Origin of the sequence: Caulobacter sp. UNC279MFTsu5.1 (genome assembly GCF_900114015.1) — a bacterium.
Classification (GTDB): domain Bacteria; phylum Pseudomonadota; class Alphaproteobacteria; order Caulobacterales; family Caulobacteraceae; genus Caulobacter.
On record NZ_FORN01000032.1, the window covers coordinates 39,695 to 65,054 of the forward strand.

Sequence of the window (25,360 nt, forward strand, 5' to 3'; positions counted from 1 at the left end):
CTTATGATCGTGTTCCTGACGCAAGCGTTCGCGTTCGTGCTCGTGCTGTCCATCGTGGTGACAGTGCACGAACTCGGCCATTTCTGGGCCGCGCGCGCTTGTGGCGTCGCGATCGACTGCTTCTCGATCGGCTTCGGCCCCAAGATCGTGGCGTGGCGCGACAAGACCGGCGTGGAATGGCGGATCGCCGCAATTCCCCTGGGCGGCTACGTGCGATTCTCCGGCGACGACAACGCCGCCAGCGTGCCCGACGGCGGCGACCTGGCGATTCTCAAGCAGGAGATCGCCGCGCGCGAGGGCGAGGCGGCCGTTTCCCGCTACTATCATTTCAAGCCGGTCTGGCAGCGCGCGATCATCGCCGCGGCCGGACCCGTGGCCAATTTCCTGCTGGCGATCGCCGTGCTGGCGGTCTTCATGGCCACGATCGGCGAGACCCGCAATCCGGCCCGCGTCTATGCCGTCAGTCCCGCCAGCGCCGCCGAGGCGGCGGGGTTCAAGGCTGGCGACGTTATCCTGAAGGCCGACGGCCGCAAGATCGAGACTTTCCAGGATCTGAACGGCTATATCGCCCTGCGCGCCAAGCTGCCGATCGATTTCACGGTCCAGCGCGGCGCGGCGACGCTGCATCTGACCGGCGCTCCTCGCGAGGTCGAGATCCAGGACGCGATCAACGGTCGCATGAAGATCGGCCGCCTGGGCATCGAGGGGCGCAGCACCCCGACCCGCTACCGCTCGACCGTCTGGCGCGCCATTCCCGACGCGACGGTCGAGGTCTGGGATCAGATCAGCACGATCGGCTTCTATCTGGGCCGTCTGGTCACCGGCCAGATCTCGCCCGACCAGATCAGCGGCGTGATCGGCATCGGCCATACGGTCGGCGCGGTGGCCAAGGCCAGCACGGCCGACGCGCCGAACATCCCCACCATGGCGCTGCGCTTCTTCGTCAGCATGATGCTGCTGGTCGCCACCCTGTCGGTCAGCATCGGTTTCATGAACCTGCTGCCCATCCCGGTTCTCGATGGCGGCCATCTGCTGATGTACGCCTATGAGGCGATCGCCAAGCGACCGCTGAAGGCCGAGTTCCAGGCGGCCGGCTTCAGAGCGGGGCTTGCCTTGATCCTTGGTTTCATGCTGTTCGCGGCCTGGAACGATCTTCACCGCTACGACGTGTTCAAATTCATTGGCGGCCTGTTCTCGTGACCTGTTCTCGTGAGCCGAGCCGTCCGTCCATGATTGGTCCCATGAGCAAAATCCGCGCCCATAGCGCCGCGTTCGCCACCGGCGTTGCGCTCCTTCTTGGTTCCACGGCGCTGACCGCGCCGCAGGCCGCCCTCGCCCAGGCCCAGACCACGGGCGTGGTCCAGCGCATCGTGGTGCAGGGCAACGAGCGGATCGAGCAGGGGACCGTGCTGTCCTATCTGCCGATCCAGCCGGGCGAGACGGTCGATCCTCAGCGCCTCGACCTGGCGCTGAAGACCCTGGCGCGCACCGACCTGTTCGCCGACGTGAAGATCGAGCTGCAGGGCGGCGACCTGATCGTCAAGGTCGTCGAGAACCCGATCATCAACCAGGTGGTCTTCGAGGGGAACTCGGCCCTCAAGGAAGACAAGCTGAAGGACGAGGTCCAGATCCGTCCGCGCGGCATCTTCACCCGCGCCAAGGTCCAGGCCGACGTCCAGCGCATCATCGAGCTGTATCGCCGTTCGGGCCGCATCTCGGCGACCGTGACGCCCAAGGTGGTCGAGCTGCCGCAAAAGCGCGTCGACCTGGTGTTCGAGATCAACGAAGGCCCCAAGAGCGGCGTGCTGGGCGTCAACTTCCTGGGCAACGTCGAATATTCGGACAACGACCTGAAGGACGTCATCGTCACCAAGGAGTCGCACTGGTACAAATTCCTGACCAGCAACGACAACTACGATCCCGACCGGATCGAGTACGACCGCGAGCAGCTGCGCAAGTTCTACCGCAACCGCGGCTATTTCGACTTCCGTGTCGTGGCCTCGGTGGCCGAGCTGGCCACCGACAAGAACGGCTTCGCGGTCACCTACACGATCGACGAAGGCCCCAAGTACAAGTTCGGCAAGGTCACGGTCGAAACCGAGCTGAAGAAGCTGGACGGCAACCTGCTGGCCCAGATCCTGCCGATCCGCGCCGGCCAGCTGTACGAAGACGAGAAGATCGAGCAGGCCACCGACGCCCTGACCTTCGCGGCGGGCGCGGCCGGCTTCGCCTTCGTCGACGTGCGCCCGCGCTACGTGCCCAACCACGAGAACAACACCGTGGACGTGGTGTTCTCGGTGCGTGAAGGCCCGCGGGTCTATGTCGACCGGATCGACATCGTCGGCAACACCCGCACGCTGGACTATGTGGTGCGCCGCGAACTGGAAGTGGCCGAGGGCGACGCCTACAACCGCGTCCTGGTCGACCGTTCGAAGAACCGTGTCCGCGCCCTGGGCTTCTTCAAGGACGTCAACATCGAGGAAGTGCCCGGCGCCCAGCCCGACCGCACGACCCTGCGGGTCAAGACCGAGGAGCAGCCGACGGGCGAGCTGTCGTTCAGCGCCGGCTACAGCTCGGTCGACAAGGTGGTGCTGGACGTCGGGATCACCGAGCGCAACTTCCGCGGTCGCGGCCAGAACCTGCGGGCCCGAGTCTCTGTCGGTTCGCTGCGCCAGCAGATCGACTTCGGCTTCACCGAGCCGCGTTTCCTGGGCCGCGATCTGCGCGCGGGCCTGGACCTGTACTCCTATCGCTATGACCTGAGCGACTACGCCGCCTACGACACGGAATCGACCGGCGGCACGCTGCGCCTGGGCTTCCCGCTGACTCAGAACGCCTCGATGGGTCTGCGCTACCAGCTCCGGCAGGACAAGGTGAGCGTGGCGGACAACCTCTGCGCCAGTGGTTCGGTGTCCGACATCCTCTGCTTGCAGCGCGGCTCCTACATGACCTCGCTGTTCGGCTACAACCTGCGGATCGACAAGCGCAACGACCCGATCCAGCCGACCCGCGGCTGGTTCGCCGACCTGAGCCAGGATCTGGCCGGCTTCGGCGGCGACGTGAAGTACCTGAAGACCGAGACCGACGCCGGTTGGTATTGGGGCTTCAACAAGGACTTCATCTTCAGCGCCACCGGCTCGGCGGGCTATATCGAAGGGTGGGGCGGCGACAACATCCGCATCAACGACCGCTTCTATAAGGGCGGTTCGTCGTTCCGCGGCTTCGAGATCGCCGGTATCGGCCCGCGCGACACCACCACGCAGAGCAGCGCCCTGGGCGCCAAGCTGTATGCGATCGGCACGTTCGAATTGACGGTTCCGACCTTCCTGCCCGAGCAATACGGGATCAAGGCGGCGCTGTTCAGCGACTTCGGCACGGCCGGCCAGTTGGACGACGTCGATCGTCTGACCGCGGGCGGCAGCGTCAATCCGAACATCAAGGACGACCTGGGCCTGCGGGCCTCGGCGGGTCTGAGCATCGACTGGAAATCGCCCATGGGCCCCATCCGGTTCGATTTCAGCCATATTCTCGCTAAAGACAGCTACGACAGGACCGAAACCTTCCGGTTCTCCACCTCCACAAGGTTCTAATCAGCATGACCTCCAAGTTCCTAGCCGCGACCGTTTCGGGTCTGGCCGCTCTCGCCACGGCGTCGGGCGCCTTCGCCCAGGCCACGCCTCCGACGGCTCCGGCCGCGCCGCCGGTCACCCACGGCGCGCCGATCGCCGGCGTCTGCATCTTCTCGAGCCAGGGCGCCGTCGCCCGCTCGCAGGTCGGCAAGGCCGTCGACGCCCGCCTGAAGACCATCATCTCGCAGGTCAACGCCGAGCTGACCGCCGAGCGCACCAGCCTGGACAATGACGCCAAGGCCCTGGACGCCAAGAAGGCCACCCTCGACCAGAGCGCCCTGGAACAGCAGGCCGCCGCCCTGCAGGTGCGCGCCAACGCCTGGCAGCGTAAGGGCCAGCTGCGCCAGCGCGAGGTCGAGGCCACCGAGCAGAAGCAACTGGCTCGCGTCTACCAGGAACTGGACCCGGCCATCCGCCAGGCCTACCAGGCCAAGACCTGCTCGATCCTGATCGAGCGGGAATCGGTCCTGCTGGGCAACCCGGCCATGGACATCACCGACTCCGTCGTCGCCGCCGTGGACGCCCGCATCAAGACCCTGACCTTCGATCGCGAACGTCTGGACCAAGCGGCTCCGGGGGCTCAAGCTCTCCAGCCGACGACTCCCAAGAAGTAGTCGAGTCGGCTCGGGCATGACGCCCGAGCCGCTCCCGAGAGGACCGATGCCGGACCCGCGCTTTTTCGAAGACCTGGGTCCGGCGACCCTCGCGGAACTGGCCAGCCTGAGCGGTGCTCGGCTGGCCGATCCGGCCGACGGCCGTCACCTGATCTCGCATGTGGCGCCGCTCGAGAGCGCCGGCGCGGGCGCCGTCACCTTCCTGTCCGACCCCAAGCGCCTGGCCGATCTGGCCTGCCTGAAGGGCGCGACCTGTTTTCTGCGGCCCGAACAGGCGGCGCAAGCCCCGGCCGGCTGCATTCTGCTGCTGACAAGCCATCCGCAGGCGGCCTGGGCGGCGGCGGCGAGGCGGCTGCACGCCCCGCGCCGTCACGACGGGTCGCAGCACGTCCATCCCGACAGCGTGCTGGAGGCGGGCGTGACCGTGTCCCCCGGCGTAGTCATCGGCCAGGGCGCGCGAATCGGTCGGGGAACCTATCTGGCCCCGGGCGTGACGATCGGACCGGGCGTGACGGTGGGCCGCGACTGCCGGATCGGGGCCAACGCCGTTATCGGTTTCGCCCTGATCGGCGATCGGGTGTCGATCCACGCCGGGGCGGTGATCGGCGAGGCCGGATTCGGCGCGGCCGGCGGGCCTGCGGGCGTCGTCGACCTGCCCCAGCTGGGCCGGGTCATTCTGCAGGACGGGGTGACGATCGGCGCCAACAGCTGCGTGGATCGGGGCGCCTTCGGCGATACGACCATCGGCGAGAACACCAAGATCGACAATCTCGTCCATGTCGCCCACAACGTCCGGCTCGGTCGCAACTGCGTCGCCGCCGCCTTCACGGGCATTTCCGGCAGCACCGTGGTCGGCGACGGGGTCGCGTTCGGCGGGAAGGCCGGCGTGGCCGATCACCTGACGGTCGGCGCGGGCGCCCAGATCGGCGCCTCGGCGTCGGTCTTCAAGGACGTGCCGGCCGGCGAAACATGGACTGGGTTTCCGGCGCGACCGCTCAAGCGGTGGCTCCGAGAGACCGCATGGCTGTCGCGCAAGGCGGGCGGCCGGGGAACCAAGGGGCTAGAATGAGCCAATCGAAAGTCGAAGAGGTCCTGGCCAATATCGACATCGCCGAGATCCTCAACCGGATCCCGCACCGCTATCCGTTCCTGCTGGTCGACCGGGCCGAGGCGTATCGCCCGCACCAGTCGATCGTCGGGATCAAGTGCGTGACGATCAACGAGCCGTTCTTCCAGGGCCATTTCCCCGGCAATCCGGTGATGCCCGGCGTGCTGATCATCGAGGCGCTGGCCCAAACGGGCGCGGTGCTGATGAGCAAGTCGCTCGAGGTCGACACCGAGGGCAAGACCATCTTCTTCATGTCGGTCGACAACGCCCGCTTCCGCACGCCCGTGCGCCCCGGCGACGTGATCCGCATGGAGGTCGAGGTGACCCGCGCCCGCTCCAGCATCTTCAAGTTCAAGGGCGTGGCCAAGGTCGGCGACAAGGTGGCCGCCGAGGCCGAGTTCGCGGCCATGGTGGTGGAGACGCCCAAGGCATGACCCAGATCCATCCGACCGCCATCGTTTCGCCCGGCGCCCAGCTGGGACAGGACGTCGAGATCGGCCCGTTCTGCACCGTGGGACCCCAGGTCCAGCTGGGCGACGGCGTGCGGCTGGTCTCGCACGCGGTGATCGAGGGCGCGACCCAGGTCGGGGCGGGCACGACCGTCCATCCGTTCGCGGTGCTGGGCGGCGCGCCGCAGCACCTGGCCCATAAGGGCGAGGACACCCGCCTGGTGATCGGCGAACGCAACATCATCCGCGAGCATGTCACCATGCATGCCGGCACGGTGGGCGGCGGCGGCGTGACCAAGGTCGGCTCCGACAGCCTCTATATGGTCGGCGCCCACGTGGCCCACGACTGCATCGTCGGTGACCGCGTGACCTTCGCCAACAACGCCACCCTGGGCGGTCACGTGGTGATCGGTGACTTCGTGTTCATGGGCGGGTTGTGCGCCGTCCACCAGTTCACCCGCATCGGCCGCTACTCGTTCGTCGGCGGCGGCGGGGTGGTGACCAAGGACATCATCCCGTACGGCTCGGTGTGGGGCAACCATGCCCACCTGGAGGGTCTGAATCTGGTCGGCCTCAAGCGGCGGGGCTTCAGCCGCGAGGCGATCAACGCCCTGCGCGCCGCCTACCGCCTGCTGTTCGCCGACGAAGGCACCTTCCAGGAGCGCCTGGACGACGTGGCCGAGGCCCATGCCGGCACGCCCGAGGTGATGGAGATCGTCGAGTTCATCCGCTCGGAGGCCAACAGACCCCTGTGCCTGCCCGAGCGCGAAGTCTAGGAGGGGCCGTGCGCAAGCTTGGTCTGATCGCCGGCGGCGGTTCTCTGCCGGTGGAGCTGGCGGCTCATTGCGAGGCGGCCGGCCGGCCGTTCGCGGTGATGCGCCTGAAGTCGTTCGCCCAGCCGGTGCTGGCCCGCTATCCGGGTGTCGAGGTCGGGCTGGGCGAGTTCGGCAAGGTGTTCAAGGCGCTGCGGGCCGAGGGCTGCGAGGCCGTCTGCTTCGCCGGCGTCGTCGATCGTCCCGACTTCTCGACCATCAAGCCGGACCTGCGCGGCCTGACCGTGATCCCGGGCCTGATCAGCGCCGCCCGCAAGGGCGACGACGCCCTGCTGCGCCGCCTGCTGGACGAGTTCGAAAAGGAAGGCTTCGCGATCGAGGGCGCCCACGAGGTGCGGGGCGAGATGACCCTGCCGCGCGGCGCCCTGGGCAAGCATGCGCCCAAGGAAATCCATGTCGCCGACATGGATCGCGCCCTCGACGTGGCGCGGGCCATCGGCGCGCTGGACGTGGGGCAGGGCGCCGTGGTCTGCGATGGCCTGGTCCTGGCGGTCGAGGCCCAGGAGGGCACGGACGCCATGCTGCGCCGGGTCGCAGACCTGCCTCAGGCCATTCGCGGCAACGCCGAGGCCCCGCGCGGCGTGCTGGCCAAGGCCCCAAAGCCGATCCAGGAAACCAAGGTCGACCTGCCCACCATCGGCGTGGCCACGATCCAGCGCGCGGCCCGCGCTGGTTTGGCCGGGGTGGTCGGCGAGGCCGGTCGCCTGCTGATCGTCGATCGCGAGCAGGTCATCGCCTGCGCCGACGACCTGGGCCTGTTCGTGTACGGGGTCGAACCACGGGTCGACGGATGAGCCCGGGGAACCGGCCGCTGACCGTGATGCTGGTGGCGGCCGAGGCCTCGGGCGACGCCCTGGGCGCCAGGCTGGCCCGGGGGCTGCGCGAGCGGCTGGGCGGCGACAAGGTGCGCTTCGTCGGCGTGGGCGGCGCCAAGATGGCCGCCGAGGGCGTCCAGAGCCCGTTCGACATCGCCCAGTTGTCCATCCTCGGCATCGTGGAGAGCCTGAAGGCCTATCCGCGCGCCATGGCCCGGCTGAAGGACACCCTGGCCCTGGCGGCCCGCGAAAAGCCCGACGTGGCGGTGCTGATCGACAGCTGGGGCTTCAACATTCGCCTGGCCAAGGCGCTGCGGAAGCAGGACCCCGGCCTGCCGCTGGTCAAATACGTCGCCCCCCAGGTCTGGGCCTATCGCGCCCAGCGCGCCCAGGACCTGGCCGGGGCCGTGGACCTGCTGCTGTCGATCCAGCCGATGGACAAGCCGTTCTTCGACGCGGTCGACCTGCCCAGCGTGTTCGTCGGCAATTCGGCCCTGGCCCACGACTTCAGCCAGGCCGACCCGGCCAGGCTGCGCGCCACGATCGGCGCCGCGCCCGGCGAGCCGATCCTGCTGGTGCTGCCGGGCAGCCGCCCGTCCGAGATCCAGCGGGTCCTGCCGCCGTTCGAGGACGCCGTGCGCCGCCTCAAGGCCCAGCGGCCGGATCTGCACGTCGTCGTGCCCGCCGCCTCGACGGTGGCCGCCAGCGTCAAGGCGCGGGTCGCGGCCTGGCCGTTCCGGGCTCACGTCATTGAGGACGAGGCGCTGAAGGACGACGCCATGGTCGCCGGCACGGTCGCCCTGGCCTGCAGCGGCACGGTGACCACCGAACTGGCCCTGGCCGGTTGCCCGATGGTGGTCGGCTACGTCACCGGCAAGATCACCTACGCCCTGCTGAAGTCGATGTTCAAGCCGCGCTGGGTGACCCTGTTCAACATCGCCGCCGACGACACGGTCGCGCCCGAGCTGCTGCAGGACGCCTGCACGGGCCAGGCCCTGGCCGCCGAGGTCGCCCGGCGGCTGGACGATCCGTCCCTGCGCACGGCCCAGGTCGCCGCCCAGAACGCCGCCCTGGACAAGATGGGGCGCGGCATGCCCGATCCTTCCGAGGCGGCGGCTTCGGCGCTGCTGGACTTCCTGAGGGCGCGCGGCCGGGCCGTCTAGGCGGTGTCATCCCCTGAGCGTTAAGCAAGCCTTTAAGATCCGCTTCACGGCTCTCGGCTAGGTTGGGACTCCTGGCGATCCTCTCGTCGCCGGCTGGAGCCCTGGCGTGACGATCTTTTCGGTCGCCCCTTTGTCGCCCCTGACGCCGTCCGCCCCCGTCAGTCGGGCCGACCAGGCGGCCGAGGCGCTCGCCCGGATCGCGGTCATCCAGACGGTCGAGACCCTGGGCGCGATGATTGACCAATCCCAGTCCCAGCCCCAGGGCGACCTGGCCCACCTTGCCAAGGACGCCGTGGGCGAGGGCGAGGCGGGGCGCGTCAAGGCCGCTGAGGCCCGCGCCGTCGCCGCAGGACCCGAAGCCCAGGTCGAAACCCCCGCTCGCGCGGTCGCCGTCGCGGCAGGCCGCGCCGCCGCCCGCCAGGCCGGCCTGGCGCCCCTGATGGCCGACATGGTCCAAGCCGCCGCCGAGCCCGACACCCCGCGCCAGGTCAAGGCGGCCATCGCCCAGGTCATGGCCCTGGGCGCGCGGATGGACGGCCAGATCAGCGGTCCGGAGATCCGCCAGGCCTTGCAGCGCTCCGGCCTGTTCCTGGAGGCGCGGCTGGCGACCGTCGCCGACGGCCTGCCGCCGCGCCCGCAGACCGGCACCCTGACCGCGCCGCCCAGGGTCGTCCCGACCCCAACGCCCAACAGCGACCTGAAGGCCGCGCTGCTGGTGTTCCGCGAAGTGGTGAAATCCTGGGCCGACGCCCTGCCGCCGATGGCCGCCCAGGCAGGTCCTACACTGAACGCCACGGCCGGCGCCGCGACGCCGGGCCCGGCGGCCACGGCGGCGGCCTCCTCGGCTCAACTGGTCGATCACGGCGCATCGCGGCCCCTGACCGCTGCGGCCTCATCGACCCCAAGTCCGGCGGGCCCGTCTTCCAACCCCATGGCCGTCGATCCGGAAGGTCCCCCCCTGGCCGCGGTTCCGACCCGCGACGCTGGCTCGCCGATCGCCAGGCCGCCCGGCGGCTGGCCGAACGTCAACGCGCCGTCGCAGGCCGCCCGTCCGGCCCCCGCGCCGCAACCGCCGCCCTTGCCGGCCTTCGGGGCCATCGTGGCCGACGACTTTCCCGCCATGCCCCTGGCGGCCCCGCGCGCGGCCTCCGCGGCGGTGATGGCCTATGGCGGACCCGAGGTCGCGCCCGGTCCGCCCGCCCAGACCCCGCCGCCCTATGCCGGCGCCCCGACCCACGCCCAGGCCGCCGCCCAGCCGGGCCGGCCGGCCGGCGCGGGACCCCACGCCGTCGCCCAGCGCCTGCTGGCCGAGACCGGCGCGGCCCTGGCCCGCACCGAACTGCTGCAGATCGCCTCGCTGCCGGAGCCGTCGGTCGCCGGCCGGCCGGTGGAGGAGCACGGTCAGCGCTGGGTGTTCGACATGCCGTTCATGACCCCGCAGGGGCCCGCCGCCGCCCAGTTCGAGATCAGCCGCGACATCTATCGCGACGGGGGCGGTTCGGGCGGGGAGGGCGGCCGCGGCCTAGGCCGCACCTGGCGCGCCCGTTTCTCGCTGGACGTCGAGCCCATGGGCCCGGTCCACGCCCAGGTGGCCTTGACCGGCGATCGGGCCCGGGTCTCTCTGTGGGCCGAGCGCCCGGCCGCCATGGCCCGGCTGCGGGTTGGCGAGGAGCGCCTGGGCAGCGCCCTGCGCGAGGCGGCCCTGGAGCCCGAAATCGCCTTCCACGCCGGCCAGCCGCGCGCCCCCGCCGCCGCGCCGGGACAGTTCCTGGACCAGGCGACATGAGAGGGGCCACATGACCGGCGCGATCCGCTCCGTCGGGCCGCGCATCGCCGTGGCCCTGCAGTACGAGGAGCCCAACGCCCCGCGCGTGGTCGCCTCCGGCCGCGGCTGGGTCGGCGACAAGATCATCGAGACCGCCCGCGAGCACGGCGTGCCGATCGAGGAGAACCCCGCCCTGGCCCAGGCCCTGTCGACCATCGAGCTCGACGAGGAGATCCCCGAGGCGCTCTACGTCGCCGTCGCCGAGATCCTGGGCTTCATCCTGCGGTCCGCCGAGGGGCGGTAAAGAAAAAGGCCCCGCTTTCGCGAGGCCTCTTCCAGTTCAGCGACGCCGAAGCGCTCAGCCGCGCTTGTCGACGGGCACGTAGTCGCGTTGCGTCGCGCCCGTATAGAGCTGGCGCGGGCGGCCGATCTTGCGCGAGGGGTCCTCGAACATTTCCTTCCACTGGCTGATCCAGCCGACGGTGCGGGCCAGGGCGAACAGCACGGTGAACATGTTGGTCGGGAAGCCCATCGCCCGCAGGGTGATGCCCGAATAGAAGTCGATGTTCGGGTAGAGCTTGCGGTCGATGAAGAACGGATCGCTGAGGGCCACCTTCTCCAGCTCCATGGCCACGTGCAGCAGCGGGTCGTTGATCCCCAGCTGCTCCAGCACCTCGTAGCAGGTCTTCTGCATGACCTTGGCGCGCGGATCGAAGTTCTTGTACACGCGGTGGCCGAAGCCCATCAGCTTGTACTTGCGGTCCTTCACGCCCTGCACATAGGCGGGGATGTTCTCGACCGAGCCGATCTCCTCCAGCATCTCCAGGGCTTCCTGGTTGGCGCCGCCGTGCGACGGGCCCCAGAGGCAGGCGATGCCGGCGGCGATGCAGGCGAACGGGTGGGCGCCCGACGAGCCGGCCAGGCGGACGGTCGAGGTCGAGGCGTTCTGCTCGTGGTCGGCGTGCAGGATGAAGATGCGGTCCATGGCGCGGGTCAGGACGGGGTTGGGGACCCAGTCCTCGGCCGGCACCGAGAAGCACATGCGCAGGAAGTTTTCCGAGTAGCTCAGCTCGTTGCGCGGCGTCACGAACGGACGGCCCTGCGAGTACTGGAAGGCGCGCGCGGCGATGGTCGGCATCTTGGCGATCAGGCGATGGGCGCTGATCTCGCGCTGCTTGGGATCATCGACGTTCAGGCTGTCGGCGTAGAAGGCCGACAGGGCGCCGACCGCGCCGGTCATCACCGCCATCGGGTGGGCGTCGCGGCGGAAGCCCTGGAAGAAGCTATCGAACTGGGCGTGCAGCATCGTGTGGTAGGTGATGTTGCGTTCGAACTTGGCGAATTCGTCGGCCGTCGGCAGTTCGCCGTTCAGCAGCAGGTGGCAGACTTCCAGGAACGAGGACTTCTCGGCCAGCTGGTCGATCGGATAGCCGCGGTGCAGCAAAATGCCGGCGTCGCCGTCGATATAGGTGATCTTGCTCTCGCACGACGCCGTCGAGGTGAAGCCCGGATCGAAGGTGAAGTGGTCGGAGTCGCCGTACAGTTTCCGCACGTCGAGGACGTCCGGACCCGTGCTGCCCTTGAGGATCGGCAGATCGTAGTTCTTGTCGCCGATCGTCAGCGTGGCTTTGTCGGTCATGCGAGAGACCCCTTCAATGATGGAACGATCAGTCCAGTTTTGATTTCGCGGTTGCGTTATAGCGCCTCATGCGCGCGACGCCAGGGCGTCGTCAAGGCGCCCCAGAGACTCGTCGCGGCCCAGGGCGGCCATGATCTTGTTCAGGTCCGGCGCCTGGGAGCCGCCGGTGAGGATGCCGCGCAGCGACGGCCCGAACTTGCCAAAGCCCACGCCCTCCGATTCGGCGAAGGATTTCAACAGGGTCTCCAGCTCCGACACGCCCCAGACCGGCGCCGCGGCCAGCTGGGCGCGCAGGCGGCACAGCCGTTCCACGGTCTCGTCGGTCAGTTGCTTGACGGTCTTTTCCTCCAGGGCCAGCGGACGCACCTTCAGCGCGAAGGCGCAGTGCTCGGCCAACTCCAGGATGGTCTTGGCGCCTTCCTTGACCTGCGGGACGACCGCCAGCAGGCGCGCGGCGGCGTCGGCCGGCAGCGGCGCCTTCTGGGCCTGCAGGGCCTTCAGGGTCAGGTCGGCCAGGCGGTCGTCCTGCGCCACGCGCAGGTGCTGGCCGTTGATGAAGTTCAGCTTGGCCCAGTCCAGGCGGGCGGGCGCCTTGACCACGTCCTTGACGTCGAACCAGCTGATCGCCTGCTCGTCGGTGAACACCTCGTCGTCGCCATGGCCCCAGCCCAGGCGCGCCAGGTAGTTGCGCATGCCCTCGGGGATGTAGCCCATGTCGGCGAACTCGCCGACGGCCTGGGCGCCGTGGCGCTTGGAAAGCTTGGCGCCGTCGGGGCCGTGGATCAGCGGAATGTGGCCGAAGGCCGGCAGGGCCCAGTCGTTGGCCTGGTAGATCAGGGTCTGGCGGGCGGCGTTGTTCAGGTGGTCGTCGCCGCGGATCACGTGGGTGACGCCCATGTCGTGGTCGTCGACCACCACGGCCAGGTTGTAGGTCGGCGCCCCGTCCGCCCGCAGCAGGACCAGGTCGTCCAGGTCGGCGTTGTTGAAGGTCACCGGACCCTTGACTAGGTCGTCGACCAGGGTCGTGCCCTCAGTCGGCCCCTTGAAGCGGATGACGTGCGGCAGGCTGGGATCGGCGGGCGGCGGGGCGTCGCGCCAGGGCGAGCGCAGGGCCGGCCCGCCGGCCCGGGCGGCCTCGCGGGCCGCGGCCAGCTCCTCGACGGTCATCCAGCAGCGATAGGCGCGGCCGGCGGCCAGCATCTGCTGCACGACCTCGCGGTGGCGGTCGGCGCGGCTGTACTGGAAGACCACTTCGTCGTCGGACTTCAGGCCCAGCCAGTCCAGCCCTTCGAAGATGGCGGCGACGGCGGCCTCGGTCGAACGCTCGCGATCTGTGTCTTCAACGCGAACAAGGAACTTTCCACCCGTATGGCGTGCATATAACCAGTTGAACAGCGCGGTGCGCGCGCCGCCGATGTGCAGGAAGCCGGTCGGCGACGGGGCGAAGCGGGTGACGACGCCGGAAGCGGGCGAGGGGGATTGGGTCATCGGGATCAAGGCTGACGAACTGGAGGCCACGGCCGTGGCGAGGACGTCACCGGACGCATCCGGTGGCTGGGCGGCGCGTCTTAGCACGCGGATTCGCGCCCGTCCTAGCGTGGGAGCGGTAACAGCTTCACTGATCGGCGAGATCGACGCCAATCGCGAGCGCTGGATGCTGTGGGCGCCGGTGGCGTTCGGCCTGGGGGCGGCCGGTTACCTGGAGCTGAGGGCCGAACCGTCCTGGGCGCTGCTGGCCGGACTGGCGGCGGGACTGGCGATTCTGGCGGTCCTGGCCGGGCGGCGCCTGGCCCGGGGTTCGGGCGCGGGATTGTCGGTGTTCCTGGTCCTGGCGGCCTTCCTGGCGGCGGGGGCGCTGGCCGGCAAGGTCCGCTCGCACGCGGTCGCCGCGCCGATCCTGGCGGGCGAGCGGGCGGTGATGACGATCGACGGTTTCGTGGTCGATGTGATCAGCCCCGGGGCCGGCGGGCCGCGCCTGCTGGTCGCGCCGGTCCGGATCAGCCGCCTGGCGCCGGAGGACACGCCCAAGCGGGTGCGGGTGACCGTCGAGGCCGAGGACCTGCCCGCGCCGGGCCAGGCGATCCGCCTGCGGGCCATGCTGGGGCCGCCGCCGCCGCCGGCCGCGCCGGGCGCCTACGACTTCGCCCGCGACGCCTGGTTCCATGGCGTGGGCGGCGTCGGTTTCGCGATCGGCGGGGCCGAGCCGGTCGTGCTGGACCCGCCGCCGTGGCGGCTGCGGGCGGCCATGGCGGTCAATGCCTTCCGCTGGCCCCTGGCCAGTCGCATCGTCCAGGACATGGGCGTCGCGCGCGGCGGCATCGCCGCGGCCATGGTCACCGGCCACGAGGCCTGGATCACCCCGGAGCAGACCGACGCCATGCGCGCCTCGGGCCTGGCCCACATCCTGTCGATCTCGGGCCTGCACATGGCCATCGTCGGCGGCTTCGCGTTCGGCCTGGTGCGGCTGCTGATCGCCGCCTGGCCGTGGGCGGCGCTGCGGGTCCCGGGCAAGAAGGTCGCGGCCCTGGCCGGCCTGGCCGCCGTCGGGACCTATCTGGTCATTTCCGGCGCGCCGCCGCCGGCCCTGCGGGCGGCGATCACCGCCACGGTGGCCTTCGCCGCCATCCTGTTCGACCGCCAGGCCATCACCCTGCACGGCCTGGCGGTGGCGGCCCTGATCATCCTGCTGGTCCAGCCCGAGTCCGCCGGCGCGCCGGGCTTCCAGATGTCGTTCGCCGCCACCGCCGCCCTGGTGGCGCTGTCCGAGGCCTGGCCGCGTCCGGTGCGCGAGATCTCGGCGCCGTGGTGGATCCGCGCCATCCAGGGTTCGCTGAGCTGGCTGGCGGTCAGTATCGGCGCCAGCTTCGTGGCCGGCATGGCCACCGGGCCGTTCGCCATGCAGCACTTCAACCGCGTGGCCGTCTGGGGGCTGCCGGCCAACCTCCTGGTCGCGCCGCTGTCGTCGTTCGTGATCATGCCGTTCCTGGCGCTGGGCGCGGCGCTGGAGCCGTTCGGCCTGGGCGGACCGTTCCTGGCGATCGCCGGCTGGGGCATCGCGGCGATGATGGGGATCGCCGACGGCTTCGCCAGCGCCGGCGGCGCCCAGCGGGTGGTGGCCAGCGGCCCGCCGTTCACCCTGGCCCTGGCCTTCGTCGGCCTGATGCTGCTGTGCCTGTGGCGCGGCCGCCTGCGCTGGCTGGGCGCGCCCCTGGCCCTGGCGGTGGCCCTGTGGCCGCGCGCGGCGCCGCCCGACGTCTGGATCGCCCCGGATGGGACCACGGCGGCCGTGCGCCAGGGCCGCGAAGCGGTGCTGCTGCGTCCGGACGCCCGCCGGTTTGGAGCCGAGCTATGGGGCCGCCGCCGGGGCCTGAGCGTGCCGGAGAGCGCCGCGCCCAGTCCGCTCTACGCCTGTGACCGGCGATCCTGCGTCCCAGCAGCCGGCGCGCCCGTCGCCCTGGCCCTGTCGTGGAGCAAGGCCGCGCCGGACGCCGACGGTTTGGCGGCGATGTGCGCGGGGGCCGAGATCGTCGTCCTGCGCGGCGCCGCGCCGGCCGTTCCGCCGGCCTGCCGCGACCGCATCGTGCTCGACGCCGACGACTTCGCGGCCAACGGGGCGGCCGAGCTCTATCGGCGCGGCGACGAATGGTGGATCGTCTGGGCCCAGCCGCTGCGGGGCGTGCGGCCCTGGACCGGCGTTTCGGAGCGCTAGGCGTGCTGAAGGTGTGGGGCCGGCGCGGTTCGGTCAATGTCCGGAAGGCGCCGTGGCGGGCCTGCTGAGCCGAGCGGCGCGTCGGGCGTTTAGGAGCGGAACGACGGAAGGAGACGATCATGGAGCGACAGGGCGGATGCGCATGCGGAGCGGTGCGCTATGTCGCGACCGGCGGGCCGTTGCGGGTGGGGCTGTGCCACTGCCTGACCTGCCGCAAGCGCCACGGTGCGCCGTTCAACGCCTTTGCGGCCTTCCGGTCGGACAGGGTGCGGATCGAAGGGCGGGCCTCGATCTGGGCCGGCGCCGAGCACGGCCTGCTGCACGGCTGCGCGGTTTGTGGTTCGCCGCTGTTCTGGACGGCGGCCTCCTGGCTGGAGAACGGGGAGGGCGACGGCGAGATCGAGATCCACCTGGGCGGGCTGGACGAGGTGGGCCAGTTCACGCCGCAATACGAGGTCTGGGTGAAGCGGCGCGAACCCTGGCTGCCGCCGCTGAACGTGCCGCAGTATGTGGAGAACCGGCCGGCGGGGATGGCGAGTTAGAAGGGCCACCGCCGCAGGCCCCCTCCGGCCCTCCGGGCCACCTCCCCCAAGGGGGGAGGATCTACGCGGCGTGCTGCTCCCCCTCTGGGGGAGCTGTCGCGTAGCGACTGAGGGGGTCTTCACCCCCTAGTGATATCGCCGGATCAGCCCCACCAGCTTGCCCTGCACCTCGACCTGGTCGGGACCGAAGATGCGGGTTTCGTACTTGGGGTTGGCGGCTTCCAGAGCGATCGAGCCGCCCTTCTTGCGCAGGCGCTTGAGGGTGGCTTCCTCGCCGACCAGGGCCACGACGATCTCGCCGCTGTTGGCCGTGTCGCCCTTGCGGATGATCACATAGTCGCCGTCGAGGATGCCGGCCTCGATCATCGAGTCGCCCTGCACCTCGAGCACATAGTGCTCGCCGGCGCCCAGCATGGTCTCGGGCACGGGCAGGCGCTCGCGTTCGTGCTGGATGGCGTCGATCGGCGTGCCGGCGGCGATGCGGCCCAGGATCGGCAGCTCGCGGCTGTTGTCGGCGGCGATCGGCGCGGGCGCGGCCGGCGGCTGGCCGCCGCCTTCCAGCACCTGCGGCTTGAACGTGCCGCGGCCCTTGGGCGGGGCCGCCGCCGTGGCCTGCTGCGGCAGCTTGACCACCTCCAGCGCCCGAGCCCGGTGGGCCAGGCGGCGGATGAAGCCGCGCTCCTCCAGCGCCGTGATCAGCCGGTGGATGCCCGACTTGGACGCCAGGTCCAGCGCCTCCTTCATCTCGTCGAAGGAGGGGGAGACGCCAGTCTCCTTGATCCGTTCGTGGATGAACATCAGCAGCTCGTGCTGCTTGCGCGTGAGCATGTCCGGCCTCGCCAGTCGTCGCGGAACAAACCGCAAACCTCTGTGAATGTTCTCTAGGTGTTCTTCGTTGATGTCAAGTTAACGGTGTTCGCCGGTCGAACGGGCGATTTCCTCAAGAAATTCAGGACTCGGGCGGGGTGCGCGCGGGGGAGCTTCCGCGACCCTGGCGAATCGAAGGCGTCGCAGCCGCCGCGATGGGGCCGAAAGGGAACTGAGCCAAGATGGGGTGGCCTGGGCGCGCCGGCCGGGCTAACACCCGTGCATGGCACGCAACAAGCAAAGCGCTGAACTAGAGATCGAGGTCGATGGAGAGCCCTACGTCTGGCGGCTCCATCGCCAGCCCGGGTGGTCCAGCGACGCGCCGGTGCGCCACGGCATGGCGATCGCCGTGCGTCACCAGGAGGGACAGCGCGAGGCCGTGGTCGAGTTTCCGCCGGGCCCTCAGCCCCGGTACGGCGCGCCATTGCTGAAGGCCTCGCAGATCGATCCCAAGCTCGTGAGGAACGCCATCGCTTCCGCCATCGCGGCGGGATGGGACCCGCTGTCGCGAGGCAAGACGGTCGCCATCGTCGTGGACGCCACCGGCGCTTGACGGACTTGCGCCGGTGAACGCGCCGATGCCGAGGCTCTAGACGCGCTCTAGCCCAGCAGCGCCCGCGTCGCCGCCGCCACGTCGGCCTGGCGCATCAGGCTCTCGCCGACCAGCATGGCCTTGGCGCCGGTCGCCTCCATGCGCACCACGTCGTCATGGACGAACAGGCCGCTTTCCGTGACCAGCAGGGCGTCCCTGGGGGCCTGGACGGCCAGGCGCTCGGTGACGGCCAGGTCGACCACGAAGCTCTTGAGGTCGCGGTTGTTGATCCCGACCAGGGTCGCGCCCAGCTTGGCGGCCCGCGCCATCTCGGTCTCGTCGTGCACCTCGACCAGGGCGTCCATGGAGAGCCGCTCGGCCTCGGCCATCAGGTCGGCGGCCAGGGCGTCGTCGATCATCGCCAGGATCACCAGGATGGCGTCGGCGCCCAGGGCGCGGCTCTCGGCGACCTGCCAGGGATCGACCAGGAAGTCCTTGCGGATGCAGGGCAAGGCGACCGCGGCGCGGGCGTCGATCAGGTAGCCGTCGGCGCCCTGGAAGCTGGGGCCGTCGGTCAGGATCGACAGGCAGGAGGCTCCGCCCTCGGCATAGGCGCGGGCCAGGGCGGGCGGATCGAAGTCGGCGCGGATCAGGCCCTTGGACGGCGAGGCCTTCTTGATCTCGGCGATCAGGGCCAGCCGGCCCGGCGCGTGACCGGCCTCGAGCGCGGCCTTGAAGCCGCGCGGGCTGCTGGCCGCGCGGGCGGCGGCGTCGACCTGGGCGAACGAGCGCCGGCGCTTGCGGTCGGCCACGTCCTCGCGCTTGTAGGCGGCGATCCTGGCGAGGATGTCGGTCATGCGGCGGCTTCCGAATTGGTGGCGGCGACCAAGCCGGCCAGGGCCGCCTTGGCCCGGCCGTCGTCGAGCACGGCGCCGGCCAGGTCGACGCCCTCGCGCAGGGTCTCGACCTTGTCGGCCACCAGGAAGGCGGCCGCGGCGTTGAGCAGGACGATGTCGCGGTACGGACCGCGCGCGCCGTCCAGCAGGGCGGTCAGGGCGGCGGCGTTGTAGGCGGGCTCGCCGCCGGTGATGTCGGCCAGGGCGGCGCGGGGCAGGCCCACGGCCTCGGGGGTGATGGTGAACAGCCGCACGGCGCCGTCGCGCCATTCGGCGACCTCGGTCTCGCCGGTGGTGGTCAGCTCGTCCATGCCGGCCCCGTGCACCGACCAGGCGCGCTCGGCCCCCAGGGCGCCCAGGGCCTTGGCCACCGGCTCGACGAAGCGGTGGGCCGAGACGCCCACGACCTGGCGCCGGGCGCCGGCCGGGTTGGTCAGCGGGCCCAGCAGGTTGAAGATGGTGCGGAAGCCCAGCTGCTGGCGGATCGGCGAGACGTGCTTCATCGCCCCGTGGTGCGCCTGGGCGAACAGGAAGCAGATGCCGGCCGTGTCGAGCGCCTGGCGCTGCTGGGCCAGGCTGGCGTCGATATTGACCCCCAGGGCGGCCAGGACGTCGGCGGTGCCGGACTTCGAGGTGATCGCCCGGTTGCCGTGCTTGGCGACCTTCAGGCCGCCGCCGGCCGCGACGAAGCCCACGGCGGTGGAGATGTTCAGGGTGTGCAGGCCGTCGCCGCCGGTGCCGCAGACGTCGATCACCTCATAGGGATGGTCCAGGTGGATGGCGGCGCGGCGCATGGCGCGGGCGCAGGCGGTGATCTCGCCCACGGTCTCGCCGCGCAGGCGCATGGCGGTGACCGCCGCGGCCACCTGGGCGGGCGTCGGCTCGCCGCGCAGGCAGGCGGCGAAGAAGGCCTCGGCGTCGTCCCCGTCCAGGGTCTGGCCGTCGGCCAGCTTGGCCAGCAGGGGCTTGAAGGCGTCGGACACGGCTAGACCCAGATCGCCGCGTCGCGCTGGACCTTGGCCAGGTCCAGGAAGTTGGCCAGCAGCTGGTGGCCGCCCTCGGTGGCGATGGATTCGGGGTGGAACTGCACGCCGTAGACCGGGCGGGTCCTGTGCTGGACGCCCATGATCTCGCCGTCCTCGGTCCAGGCGGTGATCTCCAGGTCGGCGGGCAGGGTGGCCTTGTCGACCGCCAGGCTGTGGTAGCGGGTGGCGATGAACGGGTTGGGCAGGCCCTTGAACACGCCCTTGTCGTTGTGGAAGATCTTGCTGGTCTTGCCGTGCATCACTTCCTTGGCGCGGATCACGTCGCCGCCATAGGCCTGGCCGATGGCCTGGTGGCCCAGGCAGACGCCCAGGATCGCCAGGTCGTCGGGCGCGCCGCGCAGCAGCGGCAGGCAGATGCCGGCCTGGTCCGGGGCCTTGGGGCCAGGCGACAACAGCACCGCGTTCGGCCGCAGGCCCAGGGCCTCCTGCACCGACAGGTCGTCGTTGCGATGCACGACGGTGTCGGCCCCCAGCTCGTTCAGATAGTGGACGAGGTTGTAGGTGAAGCTGTCGTAGTTATCGATGACCAGGATCATGACGCCGCCTTTCCAGGTTCAGCCTTCTAGCCGGTTTCATCAAAAAGGTGAGGCTTTTCGAGGGAAGTTTTTCTGAGGTGGGGCTTAGCGGTCTCGCCAGCGCGAAACGGTCGCATTGCTTCGGTCGGAGGCTCGGGCATGCTCATCGTCATGAACCCCGCTGATTCCGCGCTCGACACCGCCGCCCTGGCCTATGCCCGGGCCCTGCTGCGCAAGCCGATGCGCCGGCAGAGGATGGGGCCCGTCCTGGCCGCCGCCGCCTTCGCGGCGCTCAGCGCGGTGACCTTCGCCACGGTGATGATCATGGCCCCGCCGGCGGTCGTCCAGCACCTGCCGTCCGACCGCCTGGGCGAGTAGAGCCGCTAGGCGAACCGCCAGGCCTCTTCCGCCGCCCGCTTCAGGGCCCGCGACTTGTGCAGGGTCTCGTCGTACTCGGCGTCCGGGTCGCTGTCGGCCACCACGCCGCCGCCGGCCTGGACGTACATCACGCCATCCTTGACCAGGGCCGTGCGCAGCACGATGCAGGTGTCGACCGAGCCGTCGGCGCCGATATAGCCCACGGCCCCGGCGTAGCCGATGCCGCGCTTCTCGACCTCCAGCTCGTCGATGATCTCCATGGCCCGCACCTTGGGCGCGCCCGACAGCGTGCCGGCGGGCAGGGCGGCCATCAGCACGTCGACCGGATCCACGCCCTCGGGCGCGTCGCCCTCGACGTTGGAGACGATGTGCATGACGTGGCTGTAGCGCTCGATCTTGAAGCTGTCGGTGACCCGGACATTGGCGTGCTTGCCCTTCACGGCCGGATCATTGCCGCCGGCGCGCTTGAGCATCGCCACCCGGCCCACGTCGTTGCGGCCCAGGTCCAGCAGCATCAGGTGCTCGGACCGCTCCTTGGGATCGGCCAGCAGCTCCTTCTCCAGCGCCAGGTCCTGTTCGGGCGTGGCGCCGCGCGGACGGGTGCCGGCGATCGGCCGGATGGTGATCTTGCCGTCGCGCAGCCGCACCAGAATCTCCGGCGACGAGCCGACCAGGTTGAAGCCGTCCAGGTCCAGGAAATACAGGAACGGCGACGGATTGGTCCGCCGCAGCGAGCGATAGAGGGCGAACGGCTCCAGCGGGAACGGCGCGCGGAAGCGGTGGCTGGGCACCACCTGGAAGATGTCGCCGGCCCGGATGTACTCCTTGGCCTTCTCGACCACGACGGCGTAGTCCTCTCGGCTGACCGGCGTGGTGAACTCGGCCTGGCCGTGGCTCTGGCGGGGAGCCGGCTGGGTCAGGGGGGCGCGCAGGTCGGCCATCACCGTCTCGATCCGGCCCTTGGCGGCGGCGTAGGCGTCGGCGGCCGACACCCCGGCCTGGGGCCGGGCGGTGGTGACCAGGATGATCTCCTGGGCGATGGCGTCGAACACCGCCACGATCGACGGCCGGGTCATGATCCCGTCCGGCAGGCCCAGCGTGTCCGGATTGACGTCCGGCAGGCGCTCGGCCAGGCGGACCATGTCGTAGCCCAGGGCCCCGAACACGCCGGCCGACGGCGGCGGCAGGCCGGCCGGCAGCTCGATCCGCGACTGGGCGATCAGGTCGCGCAGGCTGTCCAGCGCGCCGCCCGCCTGGGGCGTGAAGCGGCCGGCGGCGATGTCGTCGCCCTGGGCGATCTCGGCCTGGTCGCCGCGGCAACGCCAGACCAGGTCCGGCTTCATGGCCACGATCGAATAGCGCCCGCGCCAGGCGCCGCCCTCGACGCTCTCGAACAGGAAGGCGTAGGGCCGGCCGTGGCCGATCTTCAGATAGGCCGAGACCGGGGTCTCCAGGTCGTCGATCAGCCGGGTCCAGACCACCTGCGGGCGGCCGGACTCGTAGGCGGCGGCGAAGGCGTCGAACGTGGGCTCCAGACTCATTGAGCCAGGCCCTTGGGAGCCTTGGCCTTGGCCGGAGCCTTGCCGTCCTCGGCGGGCAGGGCGCTGGTGTCGACGCCGATCGCCTGGCGGGCCAGGGTCAGATTGACCTTGGTCTTCAGCTGGGTCTTGGCCGCGTCCTGGGCGGCCATGCCGACGTCGCGGAACAGGCCCTGCGAGGTCTGGGCGCGCGCCGCCTCGGTGATCTGGGCCATCTGCTCGGGCGAGCCGGGATGGACCTTCTCGACCAGGGCCACCAGGTAGCCGCCCTGCGGGCCGCGGCTGACGAAGGCCACGCCCGGCTTGGCCCCGAAGGCGCCGATCAGCAGGTCGCGGCCCAGGCCCTGGAACTGGCGGGCGTTCTGGCGGGTGATGTTGGGCACGCGCTGCACCTGGGTCTGGGCCGAGGCGGCGACCGCCTCCAGCGACTCGCCCTTCTTGACCCGCGCCGTCAGTTCTTCGGCCTTGGCCTTCATGCGCTGCAGCAACTGGTCCAGCTGCCATTGCTGGGCCAGGGGCGCGCGGATCTCGGCCAGGGGCGGCATGGCCGAGGGGATGACCTTCTCGACGCGGACGGCGAAATATTCGCCCTTGCCGGCCTCGATCAGCTCGCTCTCGCCGCCTGAGGGCAGCTCGAAGGCGGTCTTCAGGGCGTCGGGGGTCAGGCCGGAGGCCGGCTGGCCGGTCTGGTCGGCGCCGTTGGCGGCGATCGGCGAGGTGGTCATCACCAGGGCGCCGGCCTTGGTCGCCGCGTCGATCAGGTTGGCGCCGCCGTCATGGGCGTCCTGGTAGGTCTGGGTCTGCTCGTAGGCCTTGGCCTGGGCGGCCTGGGTCTTCAGCTCGGCCTCGATGGCGGGGCGCTGCGACTCCAGGCTGGGGGTGGCGGCCGGGTTGACCTTGGTCAGCTTGACCACCGAGACGCCGAGATCGCCGTTGATCGGGGCGCTGACCTGGCCGGCGGCCAGGGCGAACACCGCGTCGGCCACCTTGCGGTCGGGCAGGGCGGACTTGGGCTTGGAGTCGATCATCACCGGCTGCTTGCCGTAGGCGCTGGCGACGATGGCCGGCTGGTCGCCCTTGGCCAGACGCTGGGCGATCACCGCGGCGGCCTTGGCGTCGGGGGCGACGATCTGGACGAACGAGCGGGTTTCGGCCGTGCCCAGGGTGTCCTTGCGGAAATTGTAGGTCTTGACGATGTCGGCCTCGGGCACGGTCACCGTGTTCTCCAGGGCCTTGGCGCTGAAGCGGGCCACCGACAGCACCCGGGTCTCCGGGCGGGTCAGCTGGGCGGCGTGCTCCTTCATGAAGGCCTGCAGCTGGGCGTCGGTCGGGGCGGCCGGCTTTTCGACGGTCGCGGGATTGATCGCGAAGGCGGCCAGGTCGCGGCCCTCCAGGCCGTAGGCGGCCTGCAGGGCCGAGTAGATGCGCGGCGCGCGCAGGCTGGAGGCCACGGCGCTGAACAGGTGGGTCTGGGCGATGTCGTCGCGCAGCGAGGCCTCATAGCGGGCCGGGGTCAGCTCGTTCTGGGCCAGCAGGCGCTGGTACATCGCCGGGTCGAACTTGCCGGTGATCGGGTCGAACGGGCGCTGGCCGGGCGGCAGGCTGGCCAGCTGCTCGCGCAGGGTGTCGCCGACCAGCTTGTCGGACGGGCGCACGCCCATCTTGCGGATCAGCTCGGCCAGGGACTCCTGCAGCGCCAGCTGGGTCAGCATCTTGCGGTCGACGCCCTGCTGGACGGCGATGTCCGGCGTGAGGGTCTGGCCCTGGGCCTGCTCGCGCTTGCGGTAGTTCTCGAACTGCGCCTTGAAGTCCTCCGGCGTCATGTTCCGCGACCCGGCCGCGATCACCCACTTGCCGGGCGGATGGCGGAAGACGTCGCTGATGCCGAACACCGCGAAGCTGACGATGAGCAGACCAAACAGGACCACCGCGAACGGCGATTTGGCGAAGGAGCGGAAGCCGGCGAGCATGACTGGGAGAAACCTTCCTCGAAAATCGCGCGGTTTCCCCGCAGGGCGGCGGAACGAACGCGAGTTGCGGGTATAGTAGAGCCGCGGGGCGCCGGGCAAGCGGCGGCGGGGCTCGATCAGTCTTGACTTCCGACCCGCCAGGGGCCCCAAACCGGGCGCATGACCCTTTCGCTGACCACGCCCCGGCCGCTGATCGCCGGAAACTGGAAGATGTTCGGCCTGGAAGCCTCGCTCGACGAGGCCCGCGCGGTCGCCGCGGCGGTCGCCGCCAAGCCGCCCGCGGCGCGAGTGGCGTTCTGCCCGGCGGCCACCCTGCTGCACCGTATGGCCGAGGCGATGGCCGGCGAGGCGGTGATCGTCGGCGGCCAGGACTGCCATCCGGCGACGGCGGGTCCCCACACCGGCGACATCTCGGCCGCCATGCTGGCCGACGCCGGCGCCAGGCTGGTGATTCTGGGCCATTCCGAGCGCCGCGCCGCCTATCAGGAAAGCGACGCCCTGGTCGCGGCCAAGGTCGAGGCCGCCTTGGCCGCCGGCCTGGAGCCGATCGTCTGCTTCGGCGAGACCGGCGAACAGCGCGACGCCGGCCAGGCCGAGGCGGTGGTCACCGGCATGGCGCGCGGCTCGCTGCCGGCTTCGCTGGCGGGGCAGAATTTCGCCGTGGCCTACGAGCCGGTCTGGGCCATCGGCACGGGCCGCACCCCGACCCTGGCCGACATCGAGCACATCCATCGGGCCCTGCGCGCCGTGCTGGTCGAGCGGTTCGGCCAGCACGGCGCCACCGTGCCGATCCTCTATGGCGGCTCGGTGAAGCCCGACAACGCCCGCCAGATCCTGGCCACGCCCGAGGTCGGCGGCGCCCTGGTCGGCGGCGCCTCGCTGAAGGCCGCGGACTTCCTGGCGATCATCGCGGCCGCCTAGAGGGGCGTGTCCCCGTCACTGCGGCGACCAAGCCACTGAAATCGCGGCGCTAAAACTTTATGCCCCGCACCCTCTCGGACCGGCCGTATCCTTTACTCACCTCGTCGCGGGGAAAGGGCGCATGGCCAGCGACCGATGCGGCGGCGGGGGGCGATCGAGCGGGACTGGGCTGGAGGGGGTTACTTCAGCGTGTCCGGGGCCTTCCATCGTTGGGAAGCCCGCCCGCCGTCGGCGTCGACCGGGGACAAAGCGCGAGATTGCCCATAGGCCCGCGCCCCCGGCGTCCGGTTTCTCCCGAAAGGGATCGAGATCGGGTCCGGCTAAGCCTCAACAGGGCTGCCCACCGGACGCTGGCGGAAAACGACCGCGCGGAGCGATCGGCTTCGTCGAAACGGTATTTATCAAAGAACTCCGGACGTCGTCCGGCGCTC

The 25,360-nt window shown here is 70.5% G+C and carries 23 protein-coding genes; 15 read left to right on the top strand and 8 right to left on the bottom strand.

The window, feature by feature from the left end:
• The first annotated feature begins 3 nt into the window (after positions 1 to 3).
• The 10 genes from BM066_RS17165 to BM066_RS17210 all read left to right on the top strand — a co-directional run bounded on the left by BM066_RS17165 (position 4) and on the right by BM066_RS17210 (position 10,680).
• Positions 4 to 1,200 carry a M50 family metallopeptidase gene (locus tag BM066_RS17165; RefSeq protein ID WP_089929666.1) on the top strand — a complete coding sequence of 399 codons (1,197 nt, stop codon included), beginning with the start codon at positions 4 to 6 and terminating at the stop codon, positions 1,198 to 1,200.
• A gap of 29 nt (positions 1,201 to 1,229) precedes the next feature.
• The gene (bamA, locus tag BM066_RS17170; RefSeq protein ID WP_089929667.1) at positions 1,230 to 3,590 is read left to right on the top strand and encodes an outer membrane protein assembly factor BamA; all 2,361 of its coding nucleotides are present in this window, start codon (positions 1,230 to 1,232) and stop codon (positions 3,588 to 3,590) included.
• Positions 3,591 to 3,595: 5 nt separating this feature from the next.
• Positions 3,596 to 4,243, top strand: coding sequence for an OmpH family outer membrane protein (locus BM066_RS17175; RefSeq protein ID WP_089929668.1), 648 nt, complete (start codon positions 3,596 to 3,598; stop codon positions 4,241 to 4,243).
• Between the two features lie 46 nt (positions 4,244 to 4,289).
• Positions 4,290 to 5,312 carry a UDP-3-O-(3-hydroxymyristoyl)glucosamine N-acyltransferase gene (gene lpxD / locus BM066_RS17180; protein ID WP_089929669.1) on the top strand — a complete coding sequence of 341 codons (1,023 nt, stop codon included), beginning with the start codon at positions 4,290 to 4,292 and terminating at the stop codon, positions 5,310 to 5,312.
• Positions 5,309 to 5,785 (top strand): 3-hydroxyacyl-ACP dehydratase FabZ, encoded by a 477-nt coding sequence (gene fabZ / locus BM066_RS17185; RefSeq protein ID WP_089929670.1) that lies wholly within the window; start codon positions 5,309 to 5,311, stop codon positions 5,783 to 5,785. Before lpxD ends, fabZ begins: the two co-directional genes overlap by 4 nt.
• Positions 5,782 to 6,576 carry an acyl-ACP--UDP-N-acetylglucosamine O-acyltransferase gene (lpxA, locus tag BM066_RS17190; protein WP_089929671.1) on the top strand — a complete coding sequence of 265 codons (795 nt, stop codon included), beginning with the start codon at positions 5,782 to 5,784 and terminating at the stop codon, positions 6,574 to 6,576. The genes fabZ and lpxA overlap by 4 nt, the downstream gene beginning before the upstream one ends.
• 8 nt (positions 6,577 to 6,584) lie before the next feature.
• Positions 6,585 to 7,427: a UDP-2,3-diacylglucosamine diphosphatase gene (locus tag BM066_RS17195; RefSeq protein ID WP_089929672.1), complete on the top strand. Its 843-nt coding sequence runs from the start codon at positions 6,585 to 6,587 to the stop codon at positions 7,425 to 7,427.
• Entirely contained in the window at positions 7,424 to 8,611 is a 1,188-nt protein-coding gene (gene lpxB / locus BM066_RS17200; protein WP_089929673.1) for a lipid-A-disaccharide synthase, read from the top strand. The genes BM066_RS17195 and lpxB overlap by 4 nt, the downstream gene beginning before the upstream one ends.
• Positions 8,612 to 8,717: 106 nt before the next feature.
• Positions 8,718 to 10,397, top strand: a complete 1,680-nt coding sequence (locus BM066_RS17205) for a flagellar hook-length control protein FliK (protein ID WP_089929674.1) — start codon at positions 8,718 to 8,720, stop codon at positions 10,395 to 10,397.
• 10 nt (positions 10,398 to 10,407) lie between these two features.
• The gene (locus tag BM066_RS17210) at positions 10,408 to 10,680 is read left to right on the top strand and encodes an EscU/YscU/HrcU family type III secretion system export apparatus switch protein (RefSeq protein ID WP_089929675.1); all 273 of its coding nucleotides are present in this window, start codon (positions 10,408 to 10,410) and stop codon (positions 10,678 to 10,680) included.
• Positions 10,681 to 10,734: 54 nt separating this feature from the next.
• Here BM066_RS17210 and gltA read toward each other — a convergent pair whose 3' ends face one another.
• On the bottom strand, positions 10,735 to 12,015 hold the full coding sequence (gene gltA, locus BM066_RS17215) for a citrate synthase (protein WP_089929676.1): 1,281 nt from the start codon (positions 12,013 to 12,015) through the stop codon (positions 10,735 to 10,737).
• A gap of 66 nt (positions 12,016 to 12,081) precedes the next feature.
• Positions 12,082 to 13,503 (bottom strand): glutamate--tRNA ligase, encoded by a 1,422-nt coding sequence (gltX, locus tag BM066_RS17220; RefSeq protein WP_089929677.1) that lies wholly within the window; start codon positions 13,501 to 13,503, stop codon positions 12,082 to 12,084.
• A gap of 109 nt (positions 13,504 to 13,612) precedes the next feature.
• On the opposite strand from gltX, the gene BM066_RS17225 reads away from it, so the two are divergent.
• Together BM066_RS17225 and BM066_RS17230 are read left to right on the top strand one after the other, a co-directional pair.
• Positions 13,613 to 15,724, top strand: a complete 2,112-nt coding sequence (locus tag BM066_RS17225) for a ComEC/Rec2 family competence protein (protein WP_369823251.1) — start codon at positions 13,613 to 13,615, stop codon at positions 15,722 to 15,724.
• Between the two features lie 119 nt (positions 15,725 to 15,843).
• Entirely contained in the window at positions 15,844 to 16,266 is a 423-nt protein-coding gene (locus BM066_RS17230; RefSeq protein ID WP_089929678.1) for a GFA family protein, read from the top strand.
• A 126-nt stretch (positions 16,267 to 16,392) separates the two neighbouring features.
• Here BM066_RS17230 and lexA read toward each other — a convergent pair whose 3' ends face one another.
• On the bottom strand, positions 16,393 to 17,094 hold the full coding sequence (gene lexA, locus BM066_RS17235) for a transcriptional repressor LexA (protein ID WP_089929679.1): 702 nt from the start codon (positions 17,092 to 17,094) through the stop codon (positions 16,393 to 16,395).
• Between the two features lie 262 nt (positions 17,095 to 17,356).
• Here lexA and BM066_RS17240 point away from each other — a divergent pair, with 262 nt between their 5' ends.
• The gene (locus tag BM066_RS17240; protein ID WP_089929680.1) at positions 17,357 to 17,686 is read left to right on the top strand and encodes a hypothetical protein; all 330 of its coding nucleotides are present in this window, start codon (positions 17,357 to 17,359) and stop codon (positions 17,684 to 17,686) included.
• Positions 17,687 to 17,733: 47 nt separating this feature from the next.
• Here the strand turns inward: BM066_RS17240 and trpC are convergent, their stop codons facing one another.
• From trpC to BM066_RS17255, 3 genes are read right to left on the bottom strand one after another with little or no spacing between them, the layout of a single operon-like run.
• The gene (gene trpC / locus BM066_RS17245) at positions 17,734 to 18,522 is read right to left on the bottom strand and encodes an indole-3-glycerol phosphate synthase TrpC (protein ID WP_089929681.1); all 789 of its coding nucleotides are present in this window, start codon (positions 18,520 to 18,522) and stop codon (positions 17,734 to 17,736) included.
• Positions 18,519 to 19,544, bottom strand: coding sequence for an anthranilate phosphoribosyltransferase (gene trpD, locus BM066_RS17250; protein WP_089929682.1), 1,026 nt, complete (start codon positions 19,542 to 19,544; stop codon positions 18,519 to 18,521). The genes trpC and trpD overlap by 4 nt, the downstream gene beginning before the upstream one ends.
• 2 nt (positions 19,545 to 19,546) lie before the next feature.
• Positions 19,547 to 20,143: an anthranilate synthase component II gene (locus BM066_RS17255; RefSeq protein WP_089929683.1), complete on the bottom strand. Its 597-nt coding sequence runs from the start codon at positions 20,141 to 20,143 to the stop codon at positions 19,547 to 19,549.
• A 150-nt stretch (positions 20,144 to 20,293) separates the two neighbouring features.
• On the opposite strand from BM066_RS17255, the gene BM066_RS26525 reads away from it, so the two are divergent.
• On the top strand, positions 20,294 to 20,500 hold the full coding sequence (locus tag BM066_RS26525) for a hypothetical protein (RefSeq protein ID WP_177218488.1): 207 nt from the start codon (positions 20,294 to 20,296) through the stop codon (positions 20,498 to 20,500).
• Between the two features lie 5 nt (positions 20,501 to 20,505).
• On the opposite strand, the gene trpE is transcribed toward BM066_RS26525, so the two are convergent.
• A complete protein-coding gene (gene trpE, locus BM066_RS17265) occupies positions 20,506 to 22,041 on the bottom strand; it encodes an anthranilate synthase component I (protein ID WP_089929685.1) in 1,536 nt (511 codons plus the stop codon).
• Complete coding sequence (locus tag BM066_RS17270; protein ID WP_089929686.1) at positions 22,038 to 24,008, bottom strand: peptidylprolyl isomerase; 1,971 nt, start codon at positions 24,006 to 24,008, stop codon at positions 22,038 to 22,040. Before BM066_RS17270 ends, trpE begins: the two co-directional genes overlap by 4 nt.
• A 159-nt stretch (positions 24,009 to 24,167) precedes the next feature.
• On the opposite strand from BM066_RS17270, the gene tpiA reads away from it, so the two are divergent.
• Positions 24,168 to 24,929, top strand: coding sequence for a triose-phosphate isomerase (tpiA, locus tag BM066_RS17275; protein ID WP_089929687.1), 762 nt, complete (start codon positions 24,168 to 24,170; stop codon positions 24,927 to 24,929).
• The last annotated feature ends 431 nt before the right edge of the window (positions 24,930 to 25,360 follow it).

What these genes read in the sequence shown, in the direction of transcription:
- gltX (WP_089929677.1), bottom strand. Translation starts at nt 13,503, where the DNA reads ATGACCCAATCCCCCTCGCCCGCTTCCGGCGTCGTCACCCGCTTCGCC.
- BM066_RS26525 (WP_177218488.1), top strand. Translation starts at nt 20,294, where the DNA reads ATGAACCCCGCTGATTCCGCGCTCGACACCGCCGCCCTGGCCTATGCC.
- lpxD (WP_089929669.1), top strand. Translation starts at nt 4,290, where the DNA reads ATGCCGGACCCGCGCTTTTTCGAAGACCTGGGTCCGGCGACCCTCGCG.
- fabZ (WP_089929670.1), top strand. Translation starts at nt 5,309, where the DNA reads ATGAGCCAATCGAAAGTCGAAGAGGTCCTGGCCAATATCGACATCGCC.
- BM066_RS17210 (WP_089929675.1), top strand. Translation starts at nt 10,408, where the DNA reads ATGACCGGCGCGATCCGCTCCGTCGGGCCGCGCATCGCCGTGGCCCTG.
- BM066_RS17175 (WP_089929668.1), top strand. Translation starts at nt 3,596, where the DNA reads ATGACCTCCAAGTTCCTAGCCGCGACCGTTTCGGGTCTGGCCGCTCTC.
- BM066_RS17165 (WP_089929666.1), top strand. Translation starts at nt 4, where the DNA reads ATGATCGTGTTCCTGACGCAAGCGTTCGCGTTCGTGCTCGTGCTGTCC.
- BM066_RS17230 (WP_089929678.1), top strand. Translation starts at nt 15,844, where the DNA reads ATGGAGCGACAGGGCGGATGCGCATGCGGAGCGGTGCGCTATGTCGCG.
- bamA (WP_089929667.1), top strand. Translation starts at nt 1,230, where the DNA reads ATGATTGGTCCCATGAGCAAAATCCGCGCCCATAGCGCCGCGTTCGCC.
- BM066_RS17240 (WP_089929680.1), top strand. Translation starts at nt 17,357, where the DNA reads ATGGCACGCAACAAGCAAAGCGCTGAACTAGAGATCGAGGTCGATGGA.
- gltA (WP_089929676.1), bottom strand. Translation starts at nt 12,015, where the DNA reads ATGACCGACAAAGCCACGCTGACGATCGGCGACAAGAACTACGATCTG.
- tpiA (WP_089929687.1), top strand. Translation starts at nt 24,168, where the DNA reads ATGACCCTTTCGCTGACCACGCCCCGGCCGCTGATCGCCGGAAACTGG.
- lpxA (WP_089929671.1), top strand. Translation starts at nt 5,782, where the DNA reads ATGACCCAGATCCATCCGACCGCCATCGTTTCGCCCGGCGCCCAGCTG.
- trpC (WP_089929681.1), bottom strand. Translation starts at nt 18,522, where the DNA reads ATGACCGACATCCTCGCCAGGATCGCCGCCTACAAGCGCGAGGACGTG.
- lpxB (WP_089929673.1), top strand. Translation starts at nt 7,424, where the DNA reads ATGAGCCCGGGGAACCGGCCGCTGACCGTGATGCTGGTGGCGGCCGAG.
- BM066_RS17270 (WP_089929686.1), bottom strand. Translation starts at nt 24,008, where the DNA reads ATGCTCGCCGGCTTCCGCTCCTTCGCCAAATCGCCGTTCGCGGTGGTC.
- trpE (WP_089929685.1), bottom strand. Translation starts at nt 22,041, where the DNA reads ATGAGTCTGGAGCCCACGTTCGACGCCTTCGCCGCCGCCTACGAGTCC.
- lexA (WP_089929679.1), bottom strand. Translation starts at nt 17,094, where the DNA reads ATGCTCACGCGCAAGCAGCACGAGCTGCTGATGTTCATCCACGAACGG.
- BM066_RS17255 (WP_089929683.1), bottom strand. Translation starts at nt 20,143, where the DNA reads ATGATCCTGGTCATCGATAACTACGACAGCTTCACCTACAACCTCGTC.